Origin of the sequence: Bacillus sp. CH30_1T, from assembly GCF_008364765.1 — a bacterium.
Classification (GTDB): Bacteria; Bacillota; Bacilli; order Bacillales; family Bacillaceae_B; genus Rossellomorea.
This window is the reverse complement of record NZ_VTUY01000009.1, coordinates 1-20,482: the sequence shown is the minus strand read 5'-3', so window position 1 is coordinate 20,482 and position 20,482 is coordinate 1. Positions and strand designations below refer to the sequence as shown.

The following is a 20,482-nucleotide window of genomic DNA, read 5'->3' as shown; positions in this document are numbered from 1 at the left end:
CCTCTCGGATATTCCAATATAGGGAAACTACTCCCCTTTTCATTATTGGAATCTCATCTGTTCGAATGGCAGCTCAAACTGTGTTTGTTTGAATGATACGCCCTTTAATCCTTCAGGAGCCACCACCGTCATCCGGCCATTCGATATCGGGATAAATACGGCTTCATCGTGGACGATCGTTAAAATATCCTTATAGAGGGATTTTCTCTTTCCTTCGTCCGTCGCCACCATCACTTCTTCGATTTTTCTATAAAGTTCATCCGCCTGCCTGATGCCTTTGGTTGTATGAAGGTAAGAAGCATCGGAAGTGAACGCCGCGATCGTACTGACCGGATCATACGCGAGACCCCATGTTTGATTAAATAATAAGTCATATTCACCTGTTGATCGTCTACCTGCGATGGATGTGGATTCCTCACCGACGATTTCAAGACTCGCACCGATTTGTTTCAATGAGCTTTGGATGAATTCAGCCTCTGTTTTTTGAGAAGGTGAATTGACGTCATAATATAGCTTCATGGTCAAAGGACGGCCATCCTTTTGACGGACTCCATCACCACCGGACTTCCAGCCATTTTCTTCTAACAATTTTTTAGCTTTATTGACATCGAAGTCCCTCTTCTCCAGATCAATATCTGCATAAAGGACATTGGATGAAAATAAGGTATGGGCTTCTGTTTCCGTCCCGTCCAAAATATCTTCTGAGATCGTCTTCCTGTCAATGGCGTACCAGATCGCTTCCCGAACCGCCGTCTCAGTAACGGGACTATCCGTTTTGCTGCTATTGGCGACAATCATCTTCGTATTCATCGCCTCACTTCTTTCGACCTGGTGATTTCCTGAATCGACCAGCTGGTTCATCGCTTCCACATTCAGGCTGTCTGCACCGCGATCATCTGTGAAGGCAAAGTTGACCTCCCCTTTTTGTAAAGCCAGGAATGTCGTCTCCCCTGCAGGAAGCACCTTCGCCGTAATTTCCTTGATGGAAGGCGCCCCTCCCCAATAGTCTTCGTTTGCTTTAAACCGGGCGAACTCGTCTACCTTATGTTCCCCGAGGATATAAGGTCCGGTGCCATGATAACCATTCACTCCATCCTTCGTTTCTCCATTCTTGAAGTCATTGGGTGACAGGAACACATAAGGCCTTGTCATCGAAAGCTCTGTAAGGGCAGGATAATAGGATTCAGACAGGGCAAGTTCCACCGTATGCTCGTCAATGACCCGAACCTCCTCGATTTTAGTGGAAAGCTTGATCCACGCGTGCTTCTCCGCATTCCGCTGTACCGCTTCAATGTTCTTCTTCACTGCCTCGGCATTGAACGGCTCCCCATCATGGAAGGTAACATCTTGCCTAAGATGGAATGTATACACCTTGCCGTCATCTGAAATCTCCCAGGACTCAGCAAGCAGGGGCTGGATGCCATCCTCTGTATTTTCAACCAATGATTCATACACTTTTCCCTGAGCCGCCATAGACCCCGTGTATAAATGAGGGTTCATATCATTGATATCCTTGGCTGTCGCATAAACCAGTTCATCCTTATCTGCGTCCTGTTCACCTTCTGTTTTCGCTCCGCAGGCAGTGAGGATCATCATCAAAAGAATCATTACGCTTAATGTCCATCTCTTCTTCATCCCATTTTTCTCTCCTTTTGTACTCTCTCTATAAAACAAAATCATTACGATTTAAATTTTGTAACCCACTCTTTTCCCATCTCACTAGTAATCCTCGTTAAATCCTCTTCGAAGCTTCGAATGGAAAAGGCTTCGGAAAATTTTTGATCATGATGGACTACCGCGACTTCTGCCAGCTTGTCCTCATAGGTCCTGATCAGCTTGTCAATGGTAGGGCTCTGTACTTCCAGGAAACGAGCAATCCCCTGGATGATCTTGATCCGGTAATAATCCTCCTTAGGCATTCTCGGAATATCCAGCTCGCCCTCTAAGTTCCTGTACATCTTCCTGATCGGTACGGCCGAGAAGTCGAAATACCTCCCTGCCTCGTCAGGAGTGGAAAAGGGATCGATCAACAGTGAGGTATAGCGTATGTATAGTAAATACTCCTGATGTATACTATCCAGCTGTTCAAACTCTTCAATGTCACTCCTTGATAAGCTTTCCAATCTTACTGGATAGTTATCGTCCGTCATGAATCGAAGTAGGTTGAGTGGCTTGATATTCACTCTTTTCAGGATCTCCATCATTTCCTGCCATTGGGCTAGCATATCCCTGATCAGATGCTGGGTGATCGGTCCTTCGGGATACAGCTTATACACATATTTCATGGAAGGTCCCGCGTCAAATATCTCCTGCAGTGTCACATCATTCATAAAGAGCGGAGGATGGACATAGAGGGAAATATTGCGTGTTTCTGCCTCTAATGGGGATTCAGTCTGCACTAACTCTACCCCGAGCTCCTGCCCTAACGAAATCAGTTTTTGAACCGTCTTCGATTGACGATGGGTCGATCCGATATAGAGCTTATTCTTCACCGCCGTCGTAACGATATGGTGAGAAGGATCCCTCTCCATCCACCTCGTATCTCCTAAATAAGTAGAGAAGCTGATGATTTCCGCCTCGGGTTGGACGTCAGCCAGATCATGCTTCACAAGACTATTGGATCCGAAAGTCGGTGAAACCAATACGATCGACCGGACGTCTTTGAATACTTCCCTCGGAATAGTGTGGAGCACGTCCAGATACGCGTCTGTAGTGACGGCCAATACGACGACATCCCACTCTCCCCTTATCGTGTCGAGACCGCGGTACACATGATCAATCAGGCATTCACCTTGTAATCTCTCATTCTGGTGATTTTGAACGGACACCCGAATCTGATTTCCATTCATCTTTAACGATTTAAAAAATGATTCCGACCGGACGGAATTCCTCCCTGCGAGCCCCACCTCGCATCCCAGGTGGTTCTTTACGATCATACAAAGTTGCAACGAAGCGGGTCCAGTGCCTATGACCAGCACCCGTTTACCCATTTTCATCAATTACCCTCCTGACTTTTAGCGGGACGATTTTTTTCATAGATTAAGATATCAAATATTTGCTGGGGACGCAGACTATTTTCTGCTATTCTCCACTTCTTCTTATCTACTTCACGGGAAGGGAAATTGAAGAGGGATTTCAGACCATCACCGTACCTCATCGACACAACTACCTCTTCATTGGTCAGCTCATATAGCTGATCCAGGATGTCATATTTCGCTTCAACCGTCGAACTGAAGATGATATGCGACACTTCCTTGAGATCTCTGAGCTGTTCTACTAACGAAAATTCCAGCGTGATGTTCAAACCCTTGCCTAACCGATCAACAACCTGCCGTCCCATGGTGACCGCCTCTTCGTCAATGTCGATCCCGATTACCTTCGAGCATGTGCGCCCCGCAATAAGGAGCGGTGTCATCGGAAAAGAACCTGAGCCGACAAGGAGTACAGTCGATTCCCGTGTCACCTGAAACTGCCCGAACTCCTCTTCAATGCAGGACTCGATGTTTTGAAAGTAATCTGCTATCACTCCATCTCCCCTCAATAGCTTCCGGGCCCGATACTTCTCCATCTTGGCCACGGATAAGGCGGATAGATTTCTTAACTGATCTACCAGGTGTGGATCCGCTAACTGATCCCACCTCTTTATGTACTCTTCATTAAGAATGAATCGTGAATACTCGTTGATTAATTCCTCTAACGCCACAGCCTCCTCTTCCATAAGGCTATTTCTTTGAATGGCTTCATCAAATCGTTCCAAATAGATGCGCAGATCTTCTTCAAAGGTCTTGCTCGCCTTCATCATATAACCTCCTCAATCATGTGTATAAATGCTTTCCCTTCTGCTACAATCCCGACGGTCCCCTCAATCCTGACCGCTGTTATGGACCCTTCATCCCAATCTGCGGTTACATGCATTTCCCCTCCTGGCTGTTTGACCTGCAACGAGATGCAGCGTTTCTGCTTCCATGCAAGATAAGCACCCAATGATCCGGTCCCTGATCCGCACCCCCGTTCCCACATCATGCTGTTTACATCCGGTACATGGATGAGGGGGGCAAGTTCGTGGGTTTGGGGATCATAGAGCAAAACACCGACCAGATTCCCTTCATAGGACGACTTGATCATTCGCGCAAGTGTTTCCGCCGACCGGCGCAATGAAGGGTCCACTTGTCCCGCTTCCCATACAGCGTGAACCGCCTCCTGATAATGGATCATCGTGACGGGAAGTTCTTTTCCATCCACCACCCACATTTGTTTCTTGATCCTAGCGGGAATAGGCATTGTCATGCTGCAACGGTACAAGCCCATATCATTCTTCACATCACACCGGACTAACTCGTCGGTGCCCGAGACCTCCATCAGGATGGTGGTCGAACAACCGAGGGGCAGCGCATTTCCCGAAGCAATGAAGGCAGCCAACGACATGCAGGCATTCCCACAGAATTCTCCCCCGGCCATCTGCAGTCTGGTATCCGCACCCGTATTCTTTGACTCTTCAATGAACCCCACCTGTTCAGCATATAAACTGTCATATGCCATAAGCCTTGACGCAATCTGATGATATTCTTCTTTGAGGTGTTTGGTCTTTACAAGTACCGTCATATTCTCCGTCGGGTTGAATTTGATAAACTCGATCTCCTGCATTATTTCGACCCCTCTGCTTCTTTTGGTAATGAGATACTGAAAGGATAAATCATTAATTCGTAACCATTACGATTTATTATGTAAAAAAATATAAGGAACGGCATTAAAGCGTAATAATTACGATTTACCTTTATTATGCTATGACTTTTTTTAGTTTCTGTCAATCGGATTTTATCCAATAAGCATAATTAGGAAAAAGGGGCTACCCTCATATCTTGTTTTCTATCAGGGGGTCTTCTAGCTAGCATCAAAAAGAAACCTTCCCCTCTACATAGTGAGGGGAAGGCAGATTCCGTCTACATTTTCACTTTTATTGCAGTCAGACAGACCCCTCACCCATAGACTTTGTCGTTTTCAATTCCAAGCGGGTAGTCCCTCAGTAAATTAAGCATCTCTTTTAACTACTCAATGACTAGAATTAAATCAATTATCAACTTTTGAAACAGGAGAAATCGGTTTGAAAAATGAATCCACCACATCGTTCGTAACGTCTGAAATATGTTTGTACTCATAATTCGGTGACTGGTCCCGATCAATGAGGACAGACCGAACGCCTTCATAAAAGTCTCCGTGTTTTAAGAAGTTCTTGGCTAGAAGAAGATCGGTTGCAAAGCAATCTTTCATTGTCTTTTGTTTGCCGTCAATCATTTGTTTTAACGTGATCTTCAATGAAAAAGGGGACTTTGAAAGGAGCAATTTCTTCACATTCAAGTTAAAATCGCTTGTCTGACTGTCGAGGGATTGAAGAATTTCTTCAACTGTCTCAAACGCGAAATGCCGATCGATTTCACTTTGAATAGGGGCAATCTTTCTTTCATTAGATGAATATGTTTTGTATTCATCAATCAGTTGATCAAGAATATCCTCCACCTTCACATGACGCCAATCCGTATTATCCACTTTTTCAATAAAACGTTCTAATGCCTCACTTTCCATATAAATGTCTGCACCGTTTACATATAGAACATCCTGAGCCTGTATGACTGAGGCCGTTAAAGCGAGATAACGACCTGCGTGCCCGGGAGCTTTATTTAAGAAGTAAGCTGCGCCAACATCCGGAAAGAAACCGATATTCATCTCGGGCATCGACCATTTTGTCCGCTCCGTTACAATGCGATGACTAGCCCCATATGTTAGACCAACGCCCCCACCCATTACGACTCCGTCTAAACAGGCAATGATTGGCTTCGGAAATTGATACACGGCCATATCGACCTCATATTCTTCAGCAAAAAAATTCTCTGCTTTTCGCCGTGCGGATTCAGACAAACGCGCTTCATAGAGTGATTTAATATCACCGCCTGCACATAGCGCTTTTGAACCCGCACCTTTCATGACGACGATTGATACACTATTGTCTCTCTTCCATTCTCTTAATTTTTCACCGATAGCGATGACCATCTCATGAGATAGAGAATTGAGTGCTTTCGGGCGATTAAGTAAAATCGTAGCAACACCATTTGGGTTAACGGAAAACAATACTTCGTCGGACATTCTATCTCCTCCTTTTATGAATGTGTGAAGTCTGGTTTGCGTTTTTCGATGAATGCGTGAATCCCTTCTTTCGCATCCTCTGTCAGGAACAACTCAGCAAATCTTCTACGTTCCTTTTCTAATCCTTGTTCCATACTTACGTTACTGCCCTGTACAATACACTCCACTGCCCGCATCACACTGGTCATGCTTTTCCCTTCCACAAACGAAGTTGCAATTGCTCTTGCCGTCTGTAACAATTCACTTTCTTTTACAGCTAACTGAGCTATCCCAAGATCTACGGCTTCTCTTGCAGAGAGGGTCCTCCCTGTAAGGATGATATCCAGTGTGGTTGCTGTATCTGTTATCTTGCGAAGCCGTTGTGTGCCGCCGAAAGTCGGAATCAGCCCAAGCTTTAATTCAGGAAGACCAACCGTAGCATGATCTGACATGATTCTGAAATGACAGCTCATCGCCAACTCTAGGCCTCCCCCAAGAGATGGCCCATTTATCGCGGCAATGACAGGTTTCTGAAGACCTTCGATTTCATCGCAAAGAGCCTGACCATTTTTCGCCAGTTCCAACCCCTGTTCCTGATCCCCTAATTTAGATACGAATTCTTTAATGTCTGCTCCCGCAACGAAGAAACGGCCCTCCCCTGTAAGGATGATGGCTTTTGTTTCATCATCCCTGACCAGTTCCTGGAAAAGGGAACGCAATTCGGTGATACAGGAAGAAGATAATGTATTCGCCGGCGGATTGTTCAATGTAACCATTGTGATATCATTTTCTTTTCTAATCGTCGCGTATGTGTAACTCAAGATTTTTCCCTCCAGTTGAAAGATTTCAAGATAAATAGATCCCTCTAAATGCCTATATCCTACAAATAGAGGGATCCTACAGTCAGGTTTAGAACCAGCGTTCTGTTACTACTTTCTTCCGTGTGTAAAATTGGACACCGTCTTTTCCATTTGTTCCAAGGTCTCCATAAAATGATGCTTTGTTTCCGGCGAATGAGAAGAATGCCATTGGAGCTGGCACATTGACATTCACACCGATCATGCCGGCATCAATTTTATCGCGAAACTTCTGGACACTTTTGCCGCTCGACGTATAGATAACAGCTCCATTGGCAAAATTGGATTGATTGGTGAGTTTGATTCCTTCATCAAGGTCTTTTACTCGTACGACACTCAATACTGGCGCGAAGAGTTCCTCCTGCCATATTTTCATATCCGGTTTCACATGGTCGAAAATGGTCGCCCCGACATAGTATCCTTCCCCTACTTCAGGATCCCGTCCGTCCACTCGTAATGAAGCCCCTTCTCTTACCCCGGTGTCAATATAATGGAGCACACGGTTTTTGTGAACTTCCCGGATCAAGGGACCTACAAAGTTATCTTCTGACCTGCCGTCTCCTGTTTTCAGCTTGCGTGTTTCAGAAACGAGCATTTCCATAAACTCATCAGCGATCTCATCTACGACTGCAACGACTGAGCACGCCATACAGCGTTCTCCACTGCTGCCGAACGCGGCACCGATAATGCCTTGAACCGACTTCTCAAGCTGGCAATCCGATAGGACTACAGCATGGTTTTTTGCACCGGCAAGTGCCTGGACACGTTTTCCGTTAGCTGTACCCGTTTGGTAAACATGCTTTGCCACAGGTTCGGAACCAACGAAAGAAATGGCTTTGATGTCTTCGTTCTCCAGTAAACCGTTCACCACGTCTTTTGCTCCGTGTACGAGGTTAAGGACACCTTTAGGGAAACCTGATTCATAGAACAGCTCTACAAGTTTACCTGCTAGGATCGGAGTTTTTTCTGATGCCTTCAGAACAAACGTATTTCCACAGGAAATCGCAAGTGGGAACATCCAAAGTGGTACCATCATCGGAAAGTTAAAAGGTGTAATTCCTGCAACGACTCCTAATGGATAACGCCAAATCGAACCATCAATTCCATCCGCAATCCCAGGTAGTGACTCTCCCATCATTAGAGTTGGTGTCGCAGTCGCAAGCTCAACGACTTCTATCCCTCGCTGAACCTCTCCACGAGCATCCTTTAGCGTTTTTCCATTTTCCATCGTGATGATTTCAGCCAATTGTTCTTTCTGTTCTTGAAGAACCCTTAAGTAATTGTATAATAGTCTTGTCCGGTTCGGCACAGGGACTAATGTCCAAGTCTCATACGTCTTTTGAGCGGCCTGTACGGCGTGATCGACATCCGTTCTCGTCGATAGAGGTACATAGGCAATGATTTTTCCATTCGCAGGATTGATTACTTCTTCAACATCCGTTCCGGTAGAATCTACCCATTCTCCGTTGATGTTGTTCTGCATTTTTTTAATATTTGTTGTAATCATCTATTCTCACCCCTTCTTATAAAATGGTCGTCGTCTTTTCACTAATTTTTTTGTATAGGATGGACATGTCTTTTTCACCGCAACCGTTCTTTTCGGCTTCTTCATATAGGTCGAAGAGGATTTTGCTGACCGGCAGTTCCACGTTGTTTTTTTCGGCAAGTCCAAGAGCAAACCCGAGATCCTTCCTCAGCAGCTTTAAAGAAAAACCGGGCTCATAAGTATCATCAGCTATGAAACTTTTATAATTGCGCTCGTAGATTCTGCTCTGTCCATAACTGACGTTGAGCATCTCGAACAATTTTTCAAGATCAAGATCACTATTCTTAGCAAGATGGAGGGCTTCACTTACACCCGCTGTATAAAATCCGATCAGTAGATTATTGATGAGCTTCGTATTTGTACCGCTGTCGATCTTTTCACTCACATGAAATATATTCTCACCCATCGCGTTGAATACAGGCAGTGCCTTATCGAAGGCAGACCTTACACCACCGACCATGAAAGTGAGTGTTCGATTTACTGCCCCTACTACACCCCCGCTGACTGGTGCCGCCAGAAATTCCACATCCTTTTTCTTAGCCGCCTCTTCTATCCGGCTATTCAGTTCTGGAGCTACCGTACTCGTATCGATGAGCATAACACTTGGACCCGAGATGTTAACGAGTCCTTTTTCCCCCAAGAAAATCTCCTCCACTGCGTTTGTCGATGGAAGGCTTGTCAGGATTACATCACATCGTTCAACCATCTCATCAAGCGATACGCCGACCGTACCTCCCGATTTAAGAAAGGACAACTCAGCTTCTTTATTCAGATCCATTCCATACACTGTAAAGTTAGACAGAAGCAAATTTTGCGACATAGGTAGACCCATATTGCCCAAACCGATAAATCCGATCTTTTTCACAAGACTTCACTCCGTTCACACGATATATTTTTCATGTTCAGACACGCGTTCTGCGATTTCCCGCTTTTGAATAAACAGATTCCTGTAAAGGGGAACAGGAAGACTTTTGATTTCATCCAATATCCCTTTTCTGCGGGCTTCATCTGCTTCTGTTCCCGATAAGATCAAGACTGTCATCTCTTCCATTCTTCGATAACCCTCTTCACAGATGATGTTCGTCATGTTCGTTTTCAATAGCTCTTTGTCTATCCCGTTCTTTTGTATGGCTTTTTCTGTGCGAATGAACGCAGATTCCATCACATAGATTTCTTTCATCATGTTGGCGAGCAAGCGGGAATATTCTTGTTCCTGCTGGATGTTAATGTGGAAATGTGTAAGTGCTCTCAAAGATTTGTCGAGAAGCATTTTAGACAAGTGGATGTATTCCTGATTTCGGTTTATATGCTTATGGATTAGGTGTTCCTTCCTTGAATCGGCAGATTGGTATGCTTTTTTGATCAAAAGCTTAGCAATCGTCAGTCGGTTTATTTCATTGGTTCCTTCGAAAATCCGGCTTATCCGTGCATCCCGATAAAGTCTTTCCACCTCATATTCCTGCATGTATCCATACCCACCATGAATCTGTACGGCCTCATCTACAATCCCGTCAAGGACTTCGGAGCAGTTTACTTTATTGATTGCACATTCTGTTGCGTAGTGTGCGAGTTCTCTCAATCGATCATCTAAGGGGGCGGCGGAGTCCAACACTTGGTCTAAGCTGTCAGCCGTCCTGTATGCGGCACTCTCCGCCCCATAAATCGAAATCGCCATATCCGCAATCTTTTCTTGTATCATGGAAAAACGGATGATTGGTCTACCAAATTGCTTACGCTGATTCGCGTAGCCCACTGCAAGCTTCAGTGCCTGCTTCGATGTACCGATGTTCGAGAAGGCGAGCTTCAACCGCGCCATGTTTAAAATGTTTAACGCTACATGATGTCCCTGCCCAACTTTTCCCAGGACATTCTGTGACGGCACATTGACATCTTCCAAGATTAAAGTGGCGGTCGAAGATCCTTTTATCCCCATCTTCTTCTCTTCTGGGCCAACTGAAACCCCATTGAAAGACCTCTCTACAATGAAGGCAGTCATGCCGTCACCGGTTTTGGCAAAGACGACATAGACATCCGCCACTTGTGCGTTGGTTATCCACTGTTTTTCACCATTTAACAGCCAGGATGTCCCTTCTTCGTTCAACACTGCAGTCGTTTTAGCCTTTAGTGCATCCGATCCTGCGTCAGGTTCCGTTAAAGCATAGGCTCCAATCCATTCTCCCGATATGAGCTTTGGCAGGTACATATGTTTTTGCTTCTCTGTTCCATAATATACGTATGGAAGTGTACCTACACCTGCATGAATATTAAAGGATACGCTGAACGAACCGCCAAATCCCATCTTCTCTGCTACAAGGCCTGAAAGTTTTTTGTTCAGTGACAGGCCACCATACGATTCTGGAACCTCAATACTGAGCAAGCCGAGCTCCCCTGCTCCTTTAAACAATTTTTTAACGTTGGCATAATCATGATGATCAATCGAATCAAGCAAGGGAATTACATCGTTTTTGACGAATCGTTCTGTTGTTTTCGATATGAGATGACCTTCCTCATTAAAATCTTCCGGAGTAAATACTTCATCTTCCTCTCCATGATGAGTAAATAAACGTTCACTAGCTTGAAGTTCTGCTTCGCCCATCCCTTTCCTCCTCGCTTTGACTTGTTATACCTATTTACCAAAAGCGTTGAATCGATTACATCCTACAATTGATGCGAATCACGATTCCCTTTTACCATTTGTGCTTTACGATTTATGTTCATCGGTTAGGAGAGTCTTTGCAATTTCATTATCCAGATTTTCAAAGTCATAATAGGAAATGGTGTCATATAACTCGCTTCTAGTCTGCATGTCCTGGATTCCTTCTCTTTGAGTGCCTTCCTTTTTGATTAGCTGGAAGATCCGTTCATATGCCTTCGCCGCCACCCGCAATGAAGTCACAGGGTAAATGACCATCTGAAAACCCATGTCCTGAAACTCTTCAGCAGTATGGTAAGGGGTCTTCCCGAACTCTGTCATGTTAGCAAGAAGTGGAACTCGGATTCGGTTTCGGAACAGTCGAAACTCTTCTTCAGATTCAAGGGCTTCAGGGAAGATTGCGTCGGCACCTGCTTCTACATACATAGCCGCTCTTTCTATCGCACCTTCCAGTCCTTCGCTGCTGCGGGCATCCGTACGCGCTACGACAATTAATGAAGGAGCCACCTCTTTGATCACCCTGATCTTCTGAACCATCTCTTCCGGAGATACGAGTTGTTTCCCATTTAGATGTCCGCACTTTTTAGGCAATTGCTGATCTTCCAATTGAACCGCAGCTACATGGGCCTCCACCATTTCTCTAGCCGTACGTGCTACGTTCAGATATCCTCCGAATCCCGTATCGATATCGACTAATACCGGCAAATTAGTAGCACGAACAAGGTCTTTGGCGCGTTCTGCAACTTCAGTTGACGTCAGCATCCCAAGATCCGGGAGTCCCCTGCTTGCTGTATAAGCGGCTCCCGATAAATAAAGCGCTGAGAAACCCGCCTCCTTTGCAATGAGGGCAGCCATCGCATCATGAGCGCCAGGTATTTGCAAAATGGATTCACTGGACATACTTTTTTGAAATTGGTCGGCAAGCTCTGTTTGTGCTAACGGTTGGTCTACAATCCATGCCATCTTGGTCATCCTCCTTTTCTAGATGAACAAATCTACAAATTCATTCACTTTCATGTTTTCTAATGTGTCCCTGTCATAGCAGGCTTCTTCAATCAATTTCTGTTGTTTGCTTGAATAGTGGGTCTTGATATTGTTCATGAATTTTTCCTTAATCTTTGGAATCGCTTCGTCTCTTCTGAATCGGTGTCCTAATGGAAACTCTAATTCTACATTTTCGGTAACGGATCCATCTGTGAAACGAATTTGTACACTGTTTGCGATTGAGCGCTTGCTCGGATCAAGGTAATCTTCACTGTATTGTTTGTTTTCTACCACGGTCATCTTTTCACGCAAGGAATCAATTCTTGGATCCAGGGCTGTTTCATTTTCATAATCTTCCGCTTTGATATCGCCTTTAAGCAATCCGATGGCTGTGATGTACTGCAAACAATGATCGCGATCCGCCGGATTATGGAGAGGACCTGTTTTATCAATGATGCGTATAGCTGATTCATGGGTCATGATCCTGATTTCATCGATTTCGTCAAGTCGGTTAATCACTGATGGGTGGAGCTTTACCGCACACTCGGCTGCTGTCTGGGCATGAAATTCTGCCGGATAAGATACTTTGAACAGTATATTTTCCATTACATACGATTCAAGTGGACGGCCCAGTACCAATTCTTTTTTATTGAAGAGTATATCCTGGAATCCCCATCCAGGTGCTGAAAGTCCGGTTGGATAGCCCATCTCGCCTTTTACAGCCATCATTGCCAAGTGAACGCCCCTGCTTGTTGCGTCTCCTGCTGCCCAGGATTTTCGCGAGCCTGTATTGGGTGCATGTCGATATGTTCGCAAGCTTGAATTGTCAATCCATGCATTCGATAACGCATTAATGATTTCCTGACGAGATCCACCCAACATCTTCGTTACAACAGCTGTCGTTGCGATTTTCACAAATAGAACATGATCGAGACCTACACGATTCAAGCTATTTTCCAAAGCCAGTACTCCCTGAATCTCGTGGGCCTTGATCATCATTTCGAGCACATCCCGAACTTGTAAGGGTTCTTTCCCTTCCGAAATCCGTACCTGGCTTACATAATCCGCTACTGCAAGGATGCCTCCAAGGTTGTCAGATGGATGTCCCCATTCCGCAGCGAGCCACGTATCATTGTAATCCAGCCAGCGGATCATGCACCCTATGTTGAATGCCCCTTTCACAGGATCAAGGACGAACGATGTACCTGGCACTCTAGTCCCATTCGGTACAATTGTCCCGGGTACGACAGGTCCCAGAAGCTTTGTACATTCCGGGTATTTCAAAGCGAGAATTCCGCATCCAAGCGTATCAAACAATACATAGCGTGCCGTTTCATATGCTTCCGTACTTGTGATGTCTCTATCTAATACGTAATCGGCTATTTCTTCCAATAACACATCGGTTTTCGTCGTTTCGTTCGTTTTCAGCATGAGATACCTTCCTTTTCTGTTAAAAGTTATTTATGATATAAATGGGTATTCGCCAAAATATCCATTTTCATCAGGTGGGCGACGTTACAACTCCCCAGTTGTTTAATTAAATACACGTCGCTCGCCTGTATAATGTACTCGCGGACGGAAGAGTCGATTATTGGCGTGCTGCTCAATAACATGCGCACAAAGTCCGACTGTTCTGGCACTAAAGAAGATTGGAGTATATAGTGGAATCGGTATCCCCAACATCCAATAGACCGGAGCTGCATAATAATCAAGATTCGGATAGATTCCTTTCTCTCTCTCCATTACTCTCTCACCGGCTTCACACATTTCATATAAAAGGTGGTCGCCTTTTACATCACATAGTTCTTTTAACGCTTCCTTCATCATTAATGCTCTCGGGTCCATCTTCTTCATATACACGCGATGCCCAAACCCCATGATCTTTTCTTTTTTCATCATTTTCATTTCGAGCAACTCTTCAAATGCTTCCACACTGCCTGCTTCATTAAGCATGTACATAACCGCTTCATTCGCTCCTCCGTGCAGGTTCCCTTTTAAGGAAGCCACCGCACCGGTTAAGGCACCGTATAAATCAGAATGAGTAGACGCGATCACCCTTGCCGTGAAAGTGGAATTCGGCATCTCATGCTCACTATAAAGGACTAAAGAGCGGTCAAATATCTTTTCTTCCAGTAGAGAAGGGACTCGCCCAGTGATCATGTAAAAGAAATTTGCACTGTATGATAGATCTTCGTTTGGACGGATCGGCTCCATTTGTTGAATGATCCGATAGCTATTCGCCACAACGTTGGGCACCATCCCAAGAAGTTGATAAGCCCGCCCTTTATTCACGGGTAATGAACGATCATCGAGTTTGTTGTCATATCCTGCAAGAGCTGAAATTCCTGTTCTAAGCCCATCCATGGGATGTGTATTTCCAGGAAGCTGTTTGAATATTTCAATCAGTTCCCCAGGTATCTTATATTCACCTTTCAACACCTTTTCCAGAGCTTCTTTCTCTGCAGAATCAGGTAAACTCTCTTCCAGCAGTAAATGGACAATATCCATATACTCTTTAGATTGTGATAGTTTAATAAGGTCATAACCCTGGATGACAATTTCACTTTGTATCGTATCTAAAAACGAGATCTTTGTTTCTGCTGCAACAACACCATCAAGTCCGGGGAAAAATTTTTCTTTAGCTTCCAATCATCTCTTCCTCCTATCTCCAAATAACTCATCATTTATTTTGTTGTAAGCCCTTTCAAGATTACTCAGACAAACTTCTTTTTCTTCTCTTTTTTCTATCCGCATTATGATTTCTTCTGTCAATCGCTGATAATTAGAAGGAAGCATAAGTGGCTTTTCTCCACTGAAGTTGTTCATAATGCACGTTTTGAAGTAATCGGTAAAATACTCAACTGTTCCATACAAAGAAGTTCACCTCGAATCCGTCTTGTTTAAAAATGGACAATAAAAAAACAACTTCTAAAAAGAAGTTGTTAAGATCGAACTGATGCTTAAATAAACATTTTCTGTTCCCCCAAAAAGCCAAAACAAAAAATGTTGATCACTCGTTCGCACTTAACACCCCCTATCCTCGTAGGTATTGATGTGTGCTGAAACAGGCAGGTCTCCTGACTTATGATCATCACTCTCCGAACCTTCCCATCTTCAAATTTCTAAAGACAGTGGCTTTTTCGAATCGCTCCCAATTACAGTTGCGGGACAGCGTCGGACTCTAACCGAACTTCCCTATTAAGTAGAGGATCGTCATATCCCTCTACACCTGCTTCTACACGTATTCAGTTTTCCAATCAAACATATCAAATATTTCTAAAAATTACAAACAATTTTATTGTTTGATATATTTTCCTTTTTAAATCTGAAGTTTTTTTGTATGGAACAAGCTAATCAGCTAAATACTTCCAAGCCACGGGGAAATATTTTTTAAAGTTCATTAATTTTGATACGAAACCTGAGTAAATGGCGGTTTTAACATCGAGGATTAGTAACTGAATAGTGAAAAGCAAACTTAACAAAATCTTAAATGAAACTTGATTCCAACTTCCTTCCCTTCAATTAATTTATTTTTTTCGATTAAAATGTTTGAATATTGAGATAATGGTTAGTATAATATAAAAAAGGTCAAGGAGTTGATTTTTCATGAAGAAGTATTTGCTAAATTCACCACAGTCCGAGGTACCCGGCATAGACTCTCTTTTTGCAGAAATGATTTTGGACAAGGCCCTGCTAACTTTCCGGAAAGAGCAACTCGAACAGAAAATCGACCAATCATTACGTGATCGAAACAAAGAAGAATTCCTGCGGTTCACGGAGGAGTTAAATCAGATCCGTAAAGATCACGAGGAAAAGATGTAACGCTAAACGATTGATTAGATATAAATAAGCCATTGGTTTTTATGGATAATGAAAAGGAGAGAATTCTCTTGCTGAATTTGGCAGGAGTTTCTCTCCTTTTTCATTTTCACCTGAAAGAGATACATGATCCTCTCCCAATGATAAGAAGTGAGTAATTCACTAAAGACTTGCGCATGATAATGGAGAAAAAGTTAATGAAGGGATGAACGGCTATGAACTTTAAAAGCGAATTACAAGAAGCCCAAGATATTATCCATAAAGCACATCTTCATTTAAAGCAAGTTAATTCAAACAGTACTGAAGCAGAAGCGTGTCATTTTGCTCAAAGCGAACTTGAAAAAGCACAACAGAAAATCCAACAGGTGCAACAACAGATCAATGAATAGCTGGTTCAACCCAAAAATGGCTTGAGGTTTGAACCAAGCCATTTTTGGGTTGCTTTTTAATTCAAGAAGCGCAGGGAGTGTTCAAGATTTTCTAATTTGAACCTGCTATTCGCCAAGTGAAAACAACTATGTATAAAAAAACAAGCGATTTAAAAGAAAATTGTAATCTTTACGCGGTAATCATGCCGGTTTAGGCTACTTTCAAGCATGATTTCGGATAATCATGCCAGTTTCAGATTTATCGTGCCGAAATGATAATAATCATGCCACTTTCCATCGTAATCATGCCAGCGTGTTAAATTTTCTTTGGCTGTTTCAAAAAATACTTTGAACAAGAAGAAAATGAAGCTCCTAATGAAACCCTACAAAGGATTGATAAGATAATGAAAATTTGCAATTCACGACGTTCATTCCCTTTAGATAAATAAAGTCATCTTAATTTTTCCAAGAACTGTTGAACTTCTCTTGGTGACTTCAACATGATGACTTGTTTATCTTTAGGCAATTGTTTAAGTCTATTTAAAATTTCCGGTCTGCTGGTTTTCGGATAATTCCATATCCATTTAAAAAATTTTAAGTCAAATCTTTCTTCGCAACCTTCCCCCATATCCGGTCTTGTTTTATTTATGTACTTCAACAATCTTTTGGAAGCACGGTAGACACAAATTATTCTGGAAATATCGAGAAAGATGATGGTATCTGCTGCATTCAGTCTTATCTCCATGGTCCCGCCATAGTTCCCATCAATGATCCATTCTTCTTGTCTAACTAAATCATTTTGAACTTTTTTCTGCTCATTCTTTGGAACACCAACCCAATTAGGTTTCCAAAACATCGCATCAAGATGATAAACATCTATCTTTAGTTTTTCACCTAATTGCCTTGCCAGTGTAGATTTCCCCGATCCACCTGAACCAATAAGTACAACCTTTTTCATGGGGACCTCCTTTTTCTCTTTCTCAAGACCATAAGGACAGGCCCTTTGGCTCTTATTCCGGAAAAAAGCCAAGGGACCTATCCCTGTGATTCGGTTATTTCTCTTTGACGGGCAACACAACTGAAGAATGGACGGAACCATTAATTTCAATATCCATTCTCCATTTCCCACTGTCAGGAAACCACAGCGTCACTGGTTGTTCCTTCTCCCGAGAATGCGGTAACGCGATCGGTGCTTTTTTTCCGCGGCCATCGTGAGTGAACAGAAGGCGCACTTTATCTGCACCTACGGCTTTCTCAGGAAGTATCAGATTCGTTTCAAAGTTTTCTTCCTCCATCACAAATGAATTGTATTCGATGCTCCCCTTCTCATCACCTAAATACAAATTGCCATCTGAAACATAGTCAGGGCTAGTATGCCATTTGGCCCTCTCCTCCCCTGAAAAATGGAGAAATACGAAGAGCAAGACAAAAGCCAAACAAGCCACTTGAGCTTTTCAAAATCCATTCACTGTTTTAAAAGAGTTCATCATTTCAGAATAAGGAGCCACTAGCTTTAATATAAGAAACGCCACATTTAGAAATAGCAGCGCAAATGCGATAAATAAAAACACGAAATTCCCCCTTTCTGGTCACACGATAAGATAGGTCATGTATATTTAAGCTATTCTAAAAAAAACCACAGAGACATTCCCGTTGGTATCCTTTTTCACCAAAAGCCAAGGTGCCTTTCCCCGGGGCTCCATGAACCTACTAAAATAAGGACCATAATAATCTTTCAACTAAACACCCCTTCAATTGTTTTTGATCAAAACCTATGAAAATATCACGTTTATGATTATCAATGAGCTTATTTGAGTAGATAAGCATCCTCTCATCCAATATATGAACCGGTTTCACGGCTTAAGATCCACTTTTTCTTTTTATGATCTTTTTGTTGAAAAATGACGTGGGGAGAATCCTACTATTGAATAGGTAAGTATATCGCTACTTCTTCCTCGCCATTTTCCAAAGGATGATAGGTCTCCACAATATAAGACTCAGGTTTCCTTTTATATCCCTGGTCATCCATCCAATTCAAAAGATCGTTATGAAGCTCGCCAATTTGTTGTACGTTCCCACTCGCCGTAACATACTCATCGTCCAGTTCGATATATTCCATTCCCACCGGAACTTTTGTGAGGGCTTCGTCCACCATGATCCCGACATAATAGATCCCTTCCAAATGGTCCGTATCCCTCTTAGGTTCATAAAGGGTGACTTCAGGACCATGCACGGATTCGATTTCATGTAACCTCTCTAGAAATTGCCGGGCACGTTTTGGTACCTCCGTGCTAAAATCAGTGAAAGCTCCTTCCCCTTTTAGCCCTACTACTCGGAACGTTTTTTTCATTTTTTCACCATGCACATTAATCTCTCCTTTTATTTAGGATAGTTTCATTTTGACCCCCTAGTTGAGTTCTAACCTCTTAATTTTAACATAATTTCCCTGTTCTGATGATAAAAAAAGCCCCCCACCTAAATGTGAGAAGCTCCTTCTTTACCTTATCCGTTCAATAAATCTCTTACCAACCAAATACCCGCCTGCCAGCACGAAGAAAATCAGAAGCAGGCCCACAAACCCGTCGGTAAACCCCGTACGTTCAATGGCAAATCCGAATATCGGAAAGCTGATCATGATGACGAAGCTCTCCATTAATCCGATCAGGGAAAGGAAAGTTGACCTGATATTGCTCTGCAGAAAGTTTTGCACGAATGAGCTGAAGATCGGTTCGAACAGACTCAAGAGCTGTGCAAGGATCAGAAACGATAACAGGATCGCCCAGTCCGTGGCGAAGATGAACAGGATGAAAAAGAAGAGGAAAAGACCTAAGCCATAATATAAAATATTAAAGAACTTAAATCGCGCCTCCACCCTGTAAGCGATCTTCGCCATCACGACGCCAAGGAACCCTTCAATTGTAAACACAGCTCCCACGACAACAGGGGAGTAACCTAATTGAATGAAGTATTCCTGTCCGTAGAACACCATGATCACCATGACTGCACTCGCTAAGATGAATAGCACAACAGGCTGGTGAATGACCTTGTTATTTCTCCAAACGGCAACCCCTAATTTAAATTGATGAACCCACTGGTTATACCATCGTCCGCCGATATCCTCCGTCTTTTCACGTTCCGGTTCCTTCATGAAAAACAGTGGAATCACAGCAAGGACATGGGTAACTATGGTTGCACCGTATACCCATTCCCAGCTGATCTCTGCCATGAATCCCCCAAGGAATTTGGCAAGGCTCAATGATAAGAGGGAAATGGCCGTCATGCTTCCAATTACCCTCGTATAATCCTTCTCACGCTTTTCATTTTTCAACGTGTCATAAGCAAACGCCTGCTCGGCGCCGGAATGAAAGGTGACCATGAGACCCATGGATAGAAAGGCCAAGGTAAACATCGAAAACGTACCGCTCATCAGCATGAACAGCCCATAAAGGAGACTGAACACATTCCCGATCACCAGACTGACCTTCCTCCCATACAAATCTGCGATCATCCCTGTCGGAACCTCAAACAGGACGATGGCTAAATGGAGAAACGCCTCCAATATACCGATTTCACCAAATGTCATCCCCTTATCGCCAAGGTAGATGACCCACAACGCCCGGTCAAAGAATAACTGGGCAAAAAATATATATAAATATAGCAGATAAATATTGTTTTTTGTCTTTATCATTTCGTCCTCTCATAAACATAAGGCTAATAGAAAAGCGGAGGCGGCTCGTTCAGAGGCGACAAGCATAAGATGAATATGCCGGAAAGGCGCTTTTTCCTTTTTTGCATGTTTAGCTTATGACCTCGAGCCTCTAGCCGCCGTAGCTAGATCAAAAAAGCCACAGGGTATCTGGAGTGACACAGTCAAATAAGACTAAATAAAACACCTAAGCTGCCTTGACTCTAAATTCTACCGGAGTCTGGCAGTTTAATTTTGTAAAAGGACGACAATAATTATAATAATACATGTACGATTCTATTTTCTTTCGTACTGTATGGTTGGTTAGTTTCCCTCGATCCAGAGGGCTGAATTCTTCTGACTTTAAAGAGGAGTGGAAGGATTCGATGACGGCATTATCAAAGCAGTTTCCTCGTCGGGACATGCTTGTGATAATGCCTCTTTTTTTTGCGC

Annotated in this window: 20 protein-coding genes and 1 riboswitch; of the genes, 2 read left to right on the top strand and 18 right to left on the bottom strand. The window is 43.4% G+C overall.

What is annotated here, in order from left to right:
* Positions 1–42: 42 nt before the first annotated feature.
* The 13 genes from cntA to F0342_RS25525 all read right to left on the bottom strand — a co-directional run bounded on the left by cntA (position 43) and on the right by F0342_RS25525 (position 14,929).
* A complete protein-coding gene (gene cntA, locus F0342_RS18185; RefSeq protein ID WP_149157273.1) occupies positions 43–1,635 on the bottom strand; it encodes a staphylopine-dependent metal ABC transporter substrate-binding lipoprotein in 1,593 nt (530 codons plus the stop codon).
* Positions 1,636–1,679: 44 nt separating this feature from the next.
* Positions 1,680–2,996 carry an opine metallophore biosynthesis dehydrogenase gene (locus F0342_RS18180; RefSeq protein ID WP_149157272.1) on the bottom strand — a complete coding sequence of 439 codons (1,317 nt, stop codon included), beginning with the start codon at positions 2,994–2,996 and terminating at the stop codon, positions 1,680–1,682.
* A complete protein-coding gene (locus F0342_RS18175) occupies positions 2,996–3,799 on the bottom strand; it encodes an SAM-dependent methyltransferase (protein ID WP_149157271.1) in 804 nt (267 codons plus the stop codon). The genes F0342_RS18180 and F0342_RS18175 overlap by 1 nt, the downstream gene beginning before the upstream one ends.
* Positions 3,799–4,644, bottom strand: a complete 846-nt coding sequence (locus F0342_RS18170; RefSeq protein WP_316252629.1) for a histidine racemase CntK family protein — start codon at positions 4,642–4,644, stop codon at positions 3,799–3,801. The genes F0342_RS18175 and F0342_RS18170 overlap by 1 nt, the downstream gene beginning before the upstream one ends.
* Before the next feature lie 423 nt (positions 4,645–5,067).
* Entirely contained in the window at positions 5,068–6,138 is a 1,071-nt protein-coding gene (locus F0342_RS18165; protein ID WP_149157269.1) for an enoyl-CoA hydratase/isomerase family protein, read from the bottom strand.
* Positions 6,139–6,152: 14 nt separating this feature from the next.
* A complete protein-coding gene (locus tag F0342_RS18160) occupies positions 6,153–6,938 on the bottom strand; it encodes an enoyl-CoA hydratase-related protein (RefSeq protein WP_149157268.1) in 786 nt (261 codons plus the stop codon).
* An 88-nt stretch (positions 6,939–7,026) separates the two neighbouring features.
* The gene (locus F0342_RS18155) at positions 7,027–8,481 is read right to left on the bottom strand and encodes a CoA-acylating methylmalonate-semialdehyde dehydrogenase (RefSeq protein WP_149157267.1); all 1,455 of its coding nucleotides are present in this window, start codon (positions 8,479–8,481) and stop codon (positions 7,027–7,029) included.
* A 16-nt stretch (positions 8,482–8,497) separates the two neighbouring features.
* A complete protein-coding gene (locus tag F0342_RS18150) occupies positions 8,498–9,385 on the bottom strand; it encodes an NAD(P)-dependent oxidoreductase (RefSeq protein ID WP_149157266.1) in 888 nt (295 codons plus the stop codon).
* 15 nt (positions 9,386–9,400) lie between these two features.
* Positions 9,401–11,116, bottom strand: coding sequence for an acyl-CoA dehydrogenase family protein (locus F0342_RS18145; protein WP_149157265.1), 1,716 nt, complete (start codon positions 11,114–11,116; stop codon positions 9,401–9,403).
* Positions 11,117–11,221: 105 nt separating this feature from the next.
* Positions 11,222–12,136 (bottom strand): methylisocitrate lyase, encoded by a 915-nt coding sequence (gene prpB / locus F0342_RS18140; protein ID WP_149157264.1) that lies wholly within the window; start codon positions 12,134–12,136, stop codon positions 11,222–11,224.
* A gap of 18 nt (positions 12,137–12,154) precedes the next feature.
* Positions 12,155–13,588 (bottom strand): 2-methylcitrate dehydratase, encoded by a 1,434-nt coding sequence (prpD, locus tag F0342_RS18135; RefSeq protein ID WP_149157263.1) that lies wholly within the window; start codon positions 13,586–13,588, stop codon positions 12,155–12,157.
* 102 nt (positions 13,589–13,690) lie between these two features.
* The gene (gene mmgD, locus F0342_RS18130) at positions 13,691–14,806 is read right to left on the bottom strand and encodes a citrate synthase (protein ID WP_149157262.1); all 1,116 of its coding nucleotides are present in this window, start codon (positions 14,804–14,806) and stop codon (positions 13,691–13,693) included.
* The gene (locus F0342_RS25525) at positions 14,807–14,929 is read right to left on the bottom strand and encodes a hypothetical protein (protein ID WP_262481797.1); all 123 of its coding nucleotides are present in this window, start codon (positions 14,927–14,929) and stop codon (positions 14,807–14,809) included.
* Positions 14,930–15,207: 278 nt separating this feature from the next.
* A riboswitch (cobalamin riboswitch) is annotated at positions 15,208–15,405 on the bottom strand.
* Positions 15,406–15,763: 358 nt separating this feature from the next.
* Between F0342_RS25525 and F0342_RS18125 the strand changes: the two genes are divergently transcribed.
* The gene (locus F0342_RS18125) at positions 15,764–15,979 is read left to right on the top strand and encodes an IDEAL domain-containing protein (RefSeq protein WP_149157261.1); all 216 of its coding nucleotides are present in this window, start codon (positions 15,764–15,766) and stop codon (positions 15,977–15,979) included.
* Between the two features lie 212 nt (positions 15,980–16,191).
* On the top strand, positions 16,192–16,365 hold the full coding sequence (locus F0342_RS25000; RefSeq protein WP_188048601.1) for a hypothetical protein: 174 nt from the start codon (positions 16,192–16,194) through the stop codon (positions 16,363–16,365).
* Between the two features lie 430 nt (positions 16,366–16,795).
* Here F0342_RS25000 and F0342_RS18120 read toward each other — a convergent pair whose 3' ends face one another.
* The 5 genes from F0342_RS18120 to F0342_RS18100 all read right to left on the bottom strand — a co-directional run.
* The gene (locus tag F0342_RS18120; protein ID WP_149157260.1) at positions 16,796–17,302 is read right to left on the bottom strand and encodes a DNA topology modulation protein; all 507 of its coding nucleotides are present in this window, start codon (positions 17,300–17,302) and stop codon (positions 16,796–16,798) included.
* A gap of 94 nt (positions 17,303–17,396) precedes the next feature.
* Positions 17,397–17,780, bottom strand: a complete 384-nt coding sequence (locus F0342_RS18115; RefSeq protein ID WP_149157259.1) for a hypothetical protein — start codon at positions 17,778–17,780, stop codon at positions 17,397–17,399.
* 485 nt (positions 17,781–18,265) lie between these two features.
* Positions 18,266–18,709: a GyrI-like domain-containing protein gene (locus F0342_RS18110; protein WP_149157258.1), complete on the bottom strand. Its 444-nt coding sequence runs from the start codon at positions 18,707–18,709 to the stop codon at positions 18,266–18,268.
* A gap of 132 nt (positions 18,710–18,841) precedes the next feature.
* Complete coding sequence (locus F0342_RS18105; RefSeq protein WP_149157257.1) at positions 18,842–20,032, bottom strand: MFS transporter; 1,191 nt, start codon at positions 20,030–20,032, stop codon at positions 18,842–18,844.
* Positions 20,033–20,237: 205 nt separating this feature from the next.
* A partial coding sequence (locus tag F0342_RS18100) for an integrase core domain-containing protein (RefSeq protein WP_149157256.1) occupies positions 20,238–20,482 on the bottom strand: 245 nt, incomplete at its 5' end.

Coding starts and splice junctions, on each gene's coding strand:
- cntA (WP_149157273.1), bottom strand. CDS start 1,635: ATGAAGAAGAGATGGACATTAAGCGTAATGATTCTTTTGATGATGATC.
- F0342_RS18180 (WP_149157272.1), bottom strand. CDS start 2,996: ATGAAAATGGGTAAACGGGTGCTGGTCATAGGCACTGGACCCGCTTCG.
- F0342_RS18175 (WP_149157271.1), bottom strand. CDS start 3,799: ATGAAGGCGAGCAAGACCTTTGAAGAAGATCTGCGCATCTATTTGGAA.
- F0342_RS18170 (WP_316252629.1), bottom strand. CDS start 4,644: ATGCAGGAGATCGAGTTTATCAAATTCAACCCGACGGAGAATATGACG.
- F0342_RS18165 (WP_149157269.1), bottom strand. CDS start 6,138: ATGTCCGACGAAGTATTGTTTTCCGTTAACCCAAATGGTGTTGCTACG.
- F0342_RS18155 (WP_149157267.1), bottom strand. CDS start 8,481: ATGATTACAACAAATATTAAAAAAATGCAGAACAACATCAACGGAGAA.
- F0342_RS18145 (WP_149157265.1), bottom strand. CDS start 11,116: ATGGGCGAAGCAGAACTTCAAGCTAGTGAACGTTTATTTACTCATCAT.
- prpB (WP_149157264.1), bottom strand. CDS start 12,136: ATGGCATGGATTGTAGACCAACCGTTAGCACAAACAGAGCTTGCCGAC.
- prpD (WP_149157263.1), bottom strand. CDS start 13,588: ATGCTGAAAACGAACGAAACGACGAAAACCGATGTGTTATTGGAAGAA.
- F0342_RS18125 (WP_149157261.1), top strand. CDS start 15,764: ATGAAGAAGTATTTGCTAAATTCACCACAGTCCGAGGTACCCGGCATA.
- F0342_RS25000 (WP_188048601.1), top strand. CDS start 16,192: ATGAACTTTAAAAGCGAATTACAAGAAGCCCAAGATATTATCCATAAA.
- F0342_RS18120 (WP_149157260.1), bottom strand. CDS start 17,302: ATGAAAAAGGTTGTACTTATTGGTTCAGGTGGATCGGGGAAATCTACA.
- F0342_RS18105 (WP_149157257.1), bottom strand. CDS start 20,032: ATGATAAAGACAAAAAACAATATTTATCTGCTATATTTATATATATTT.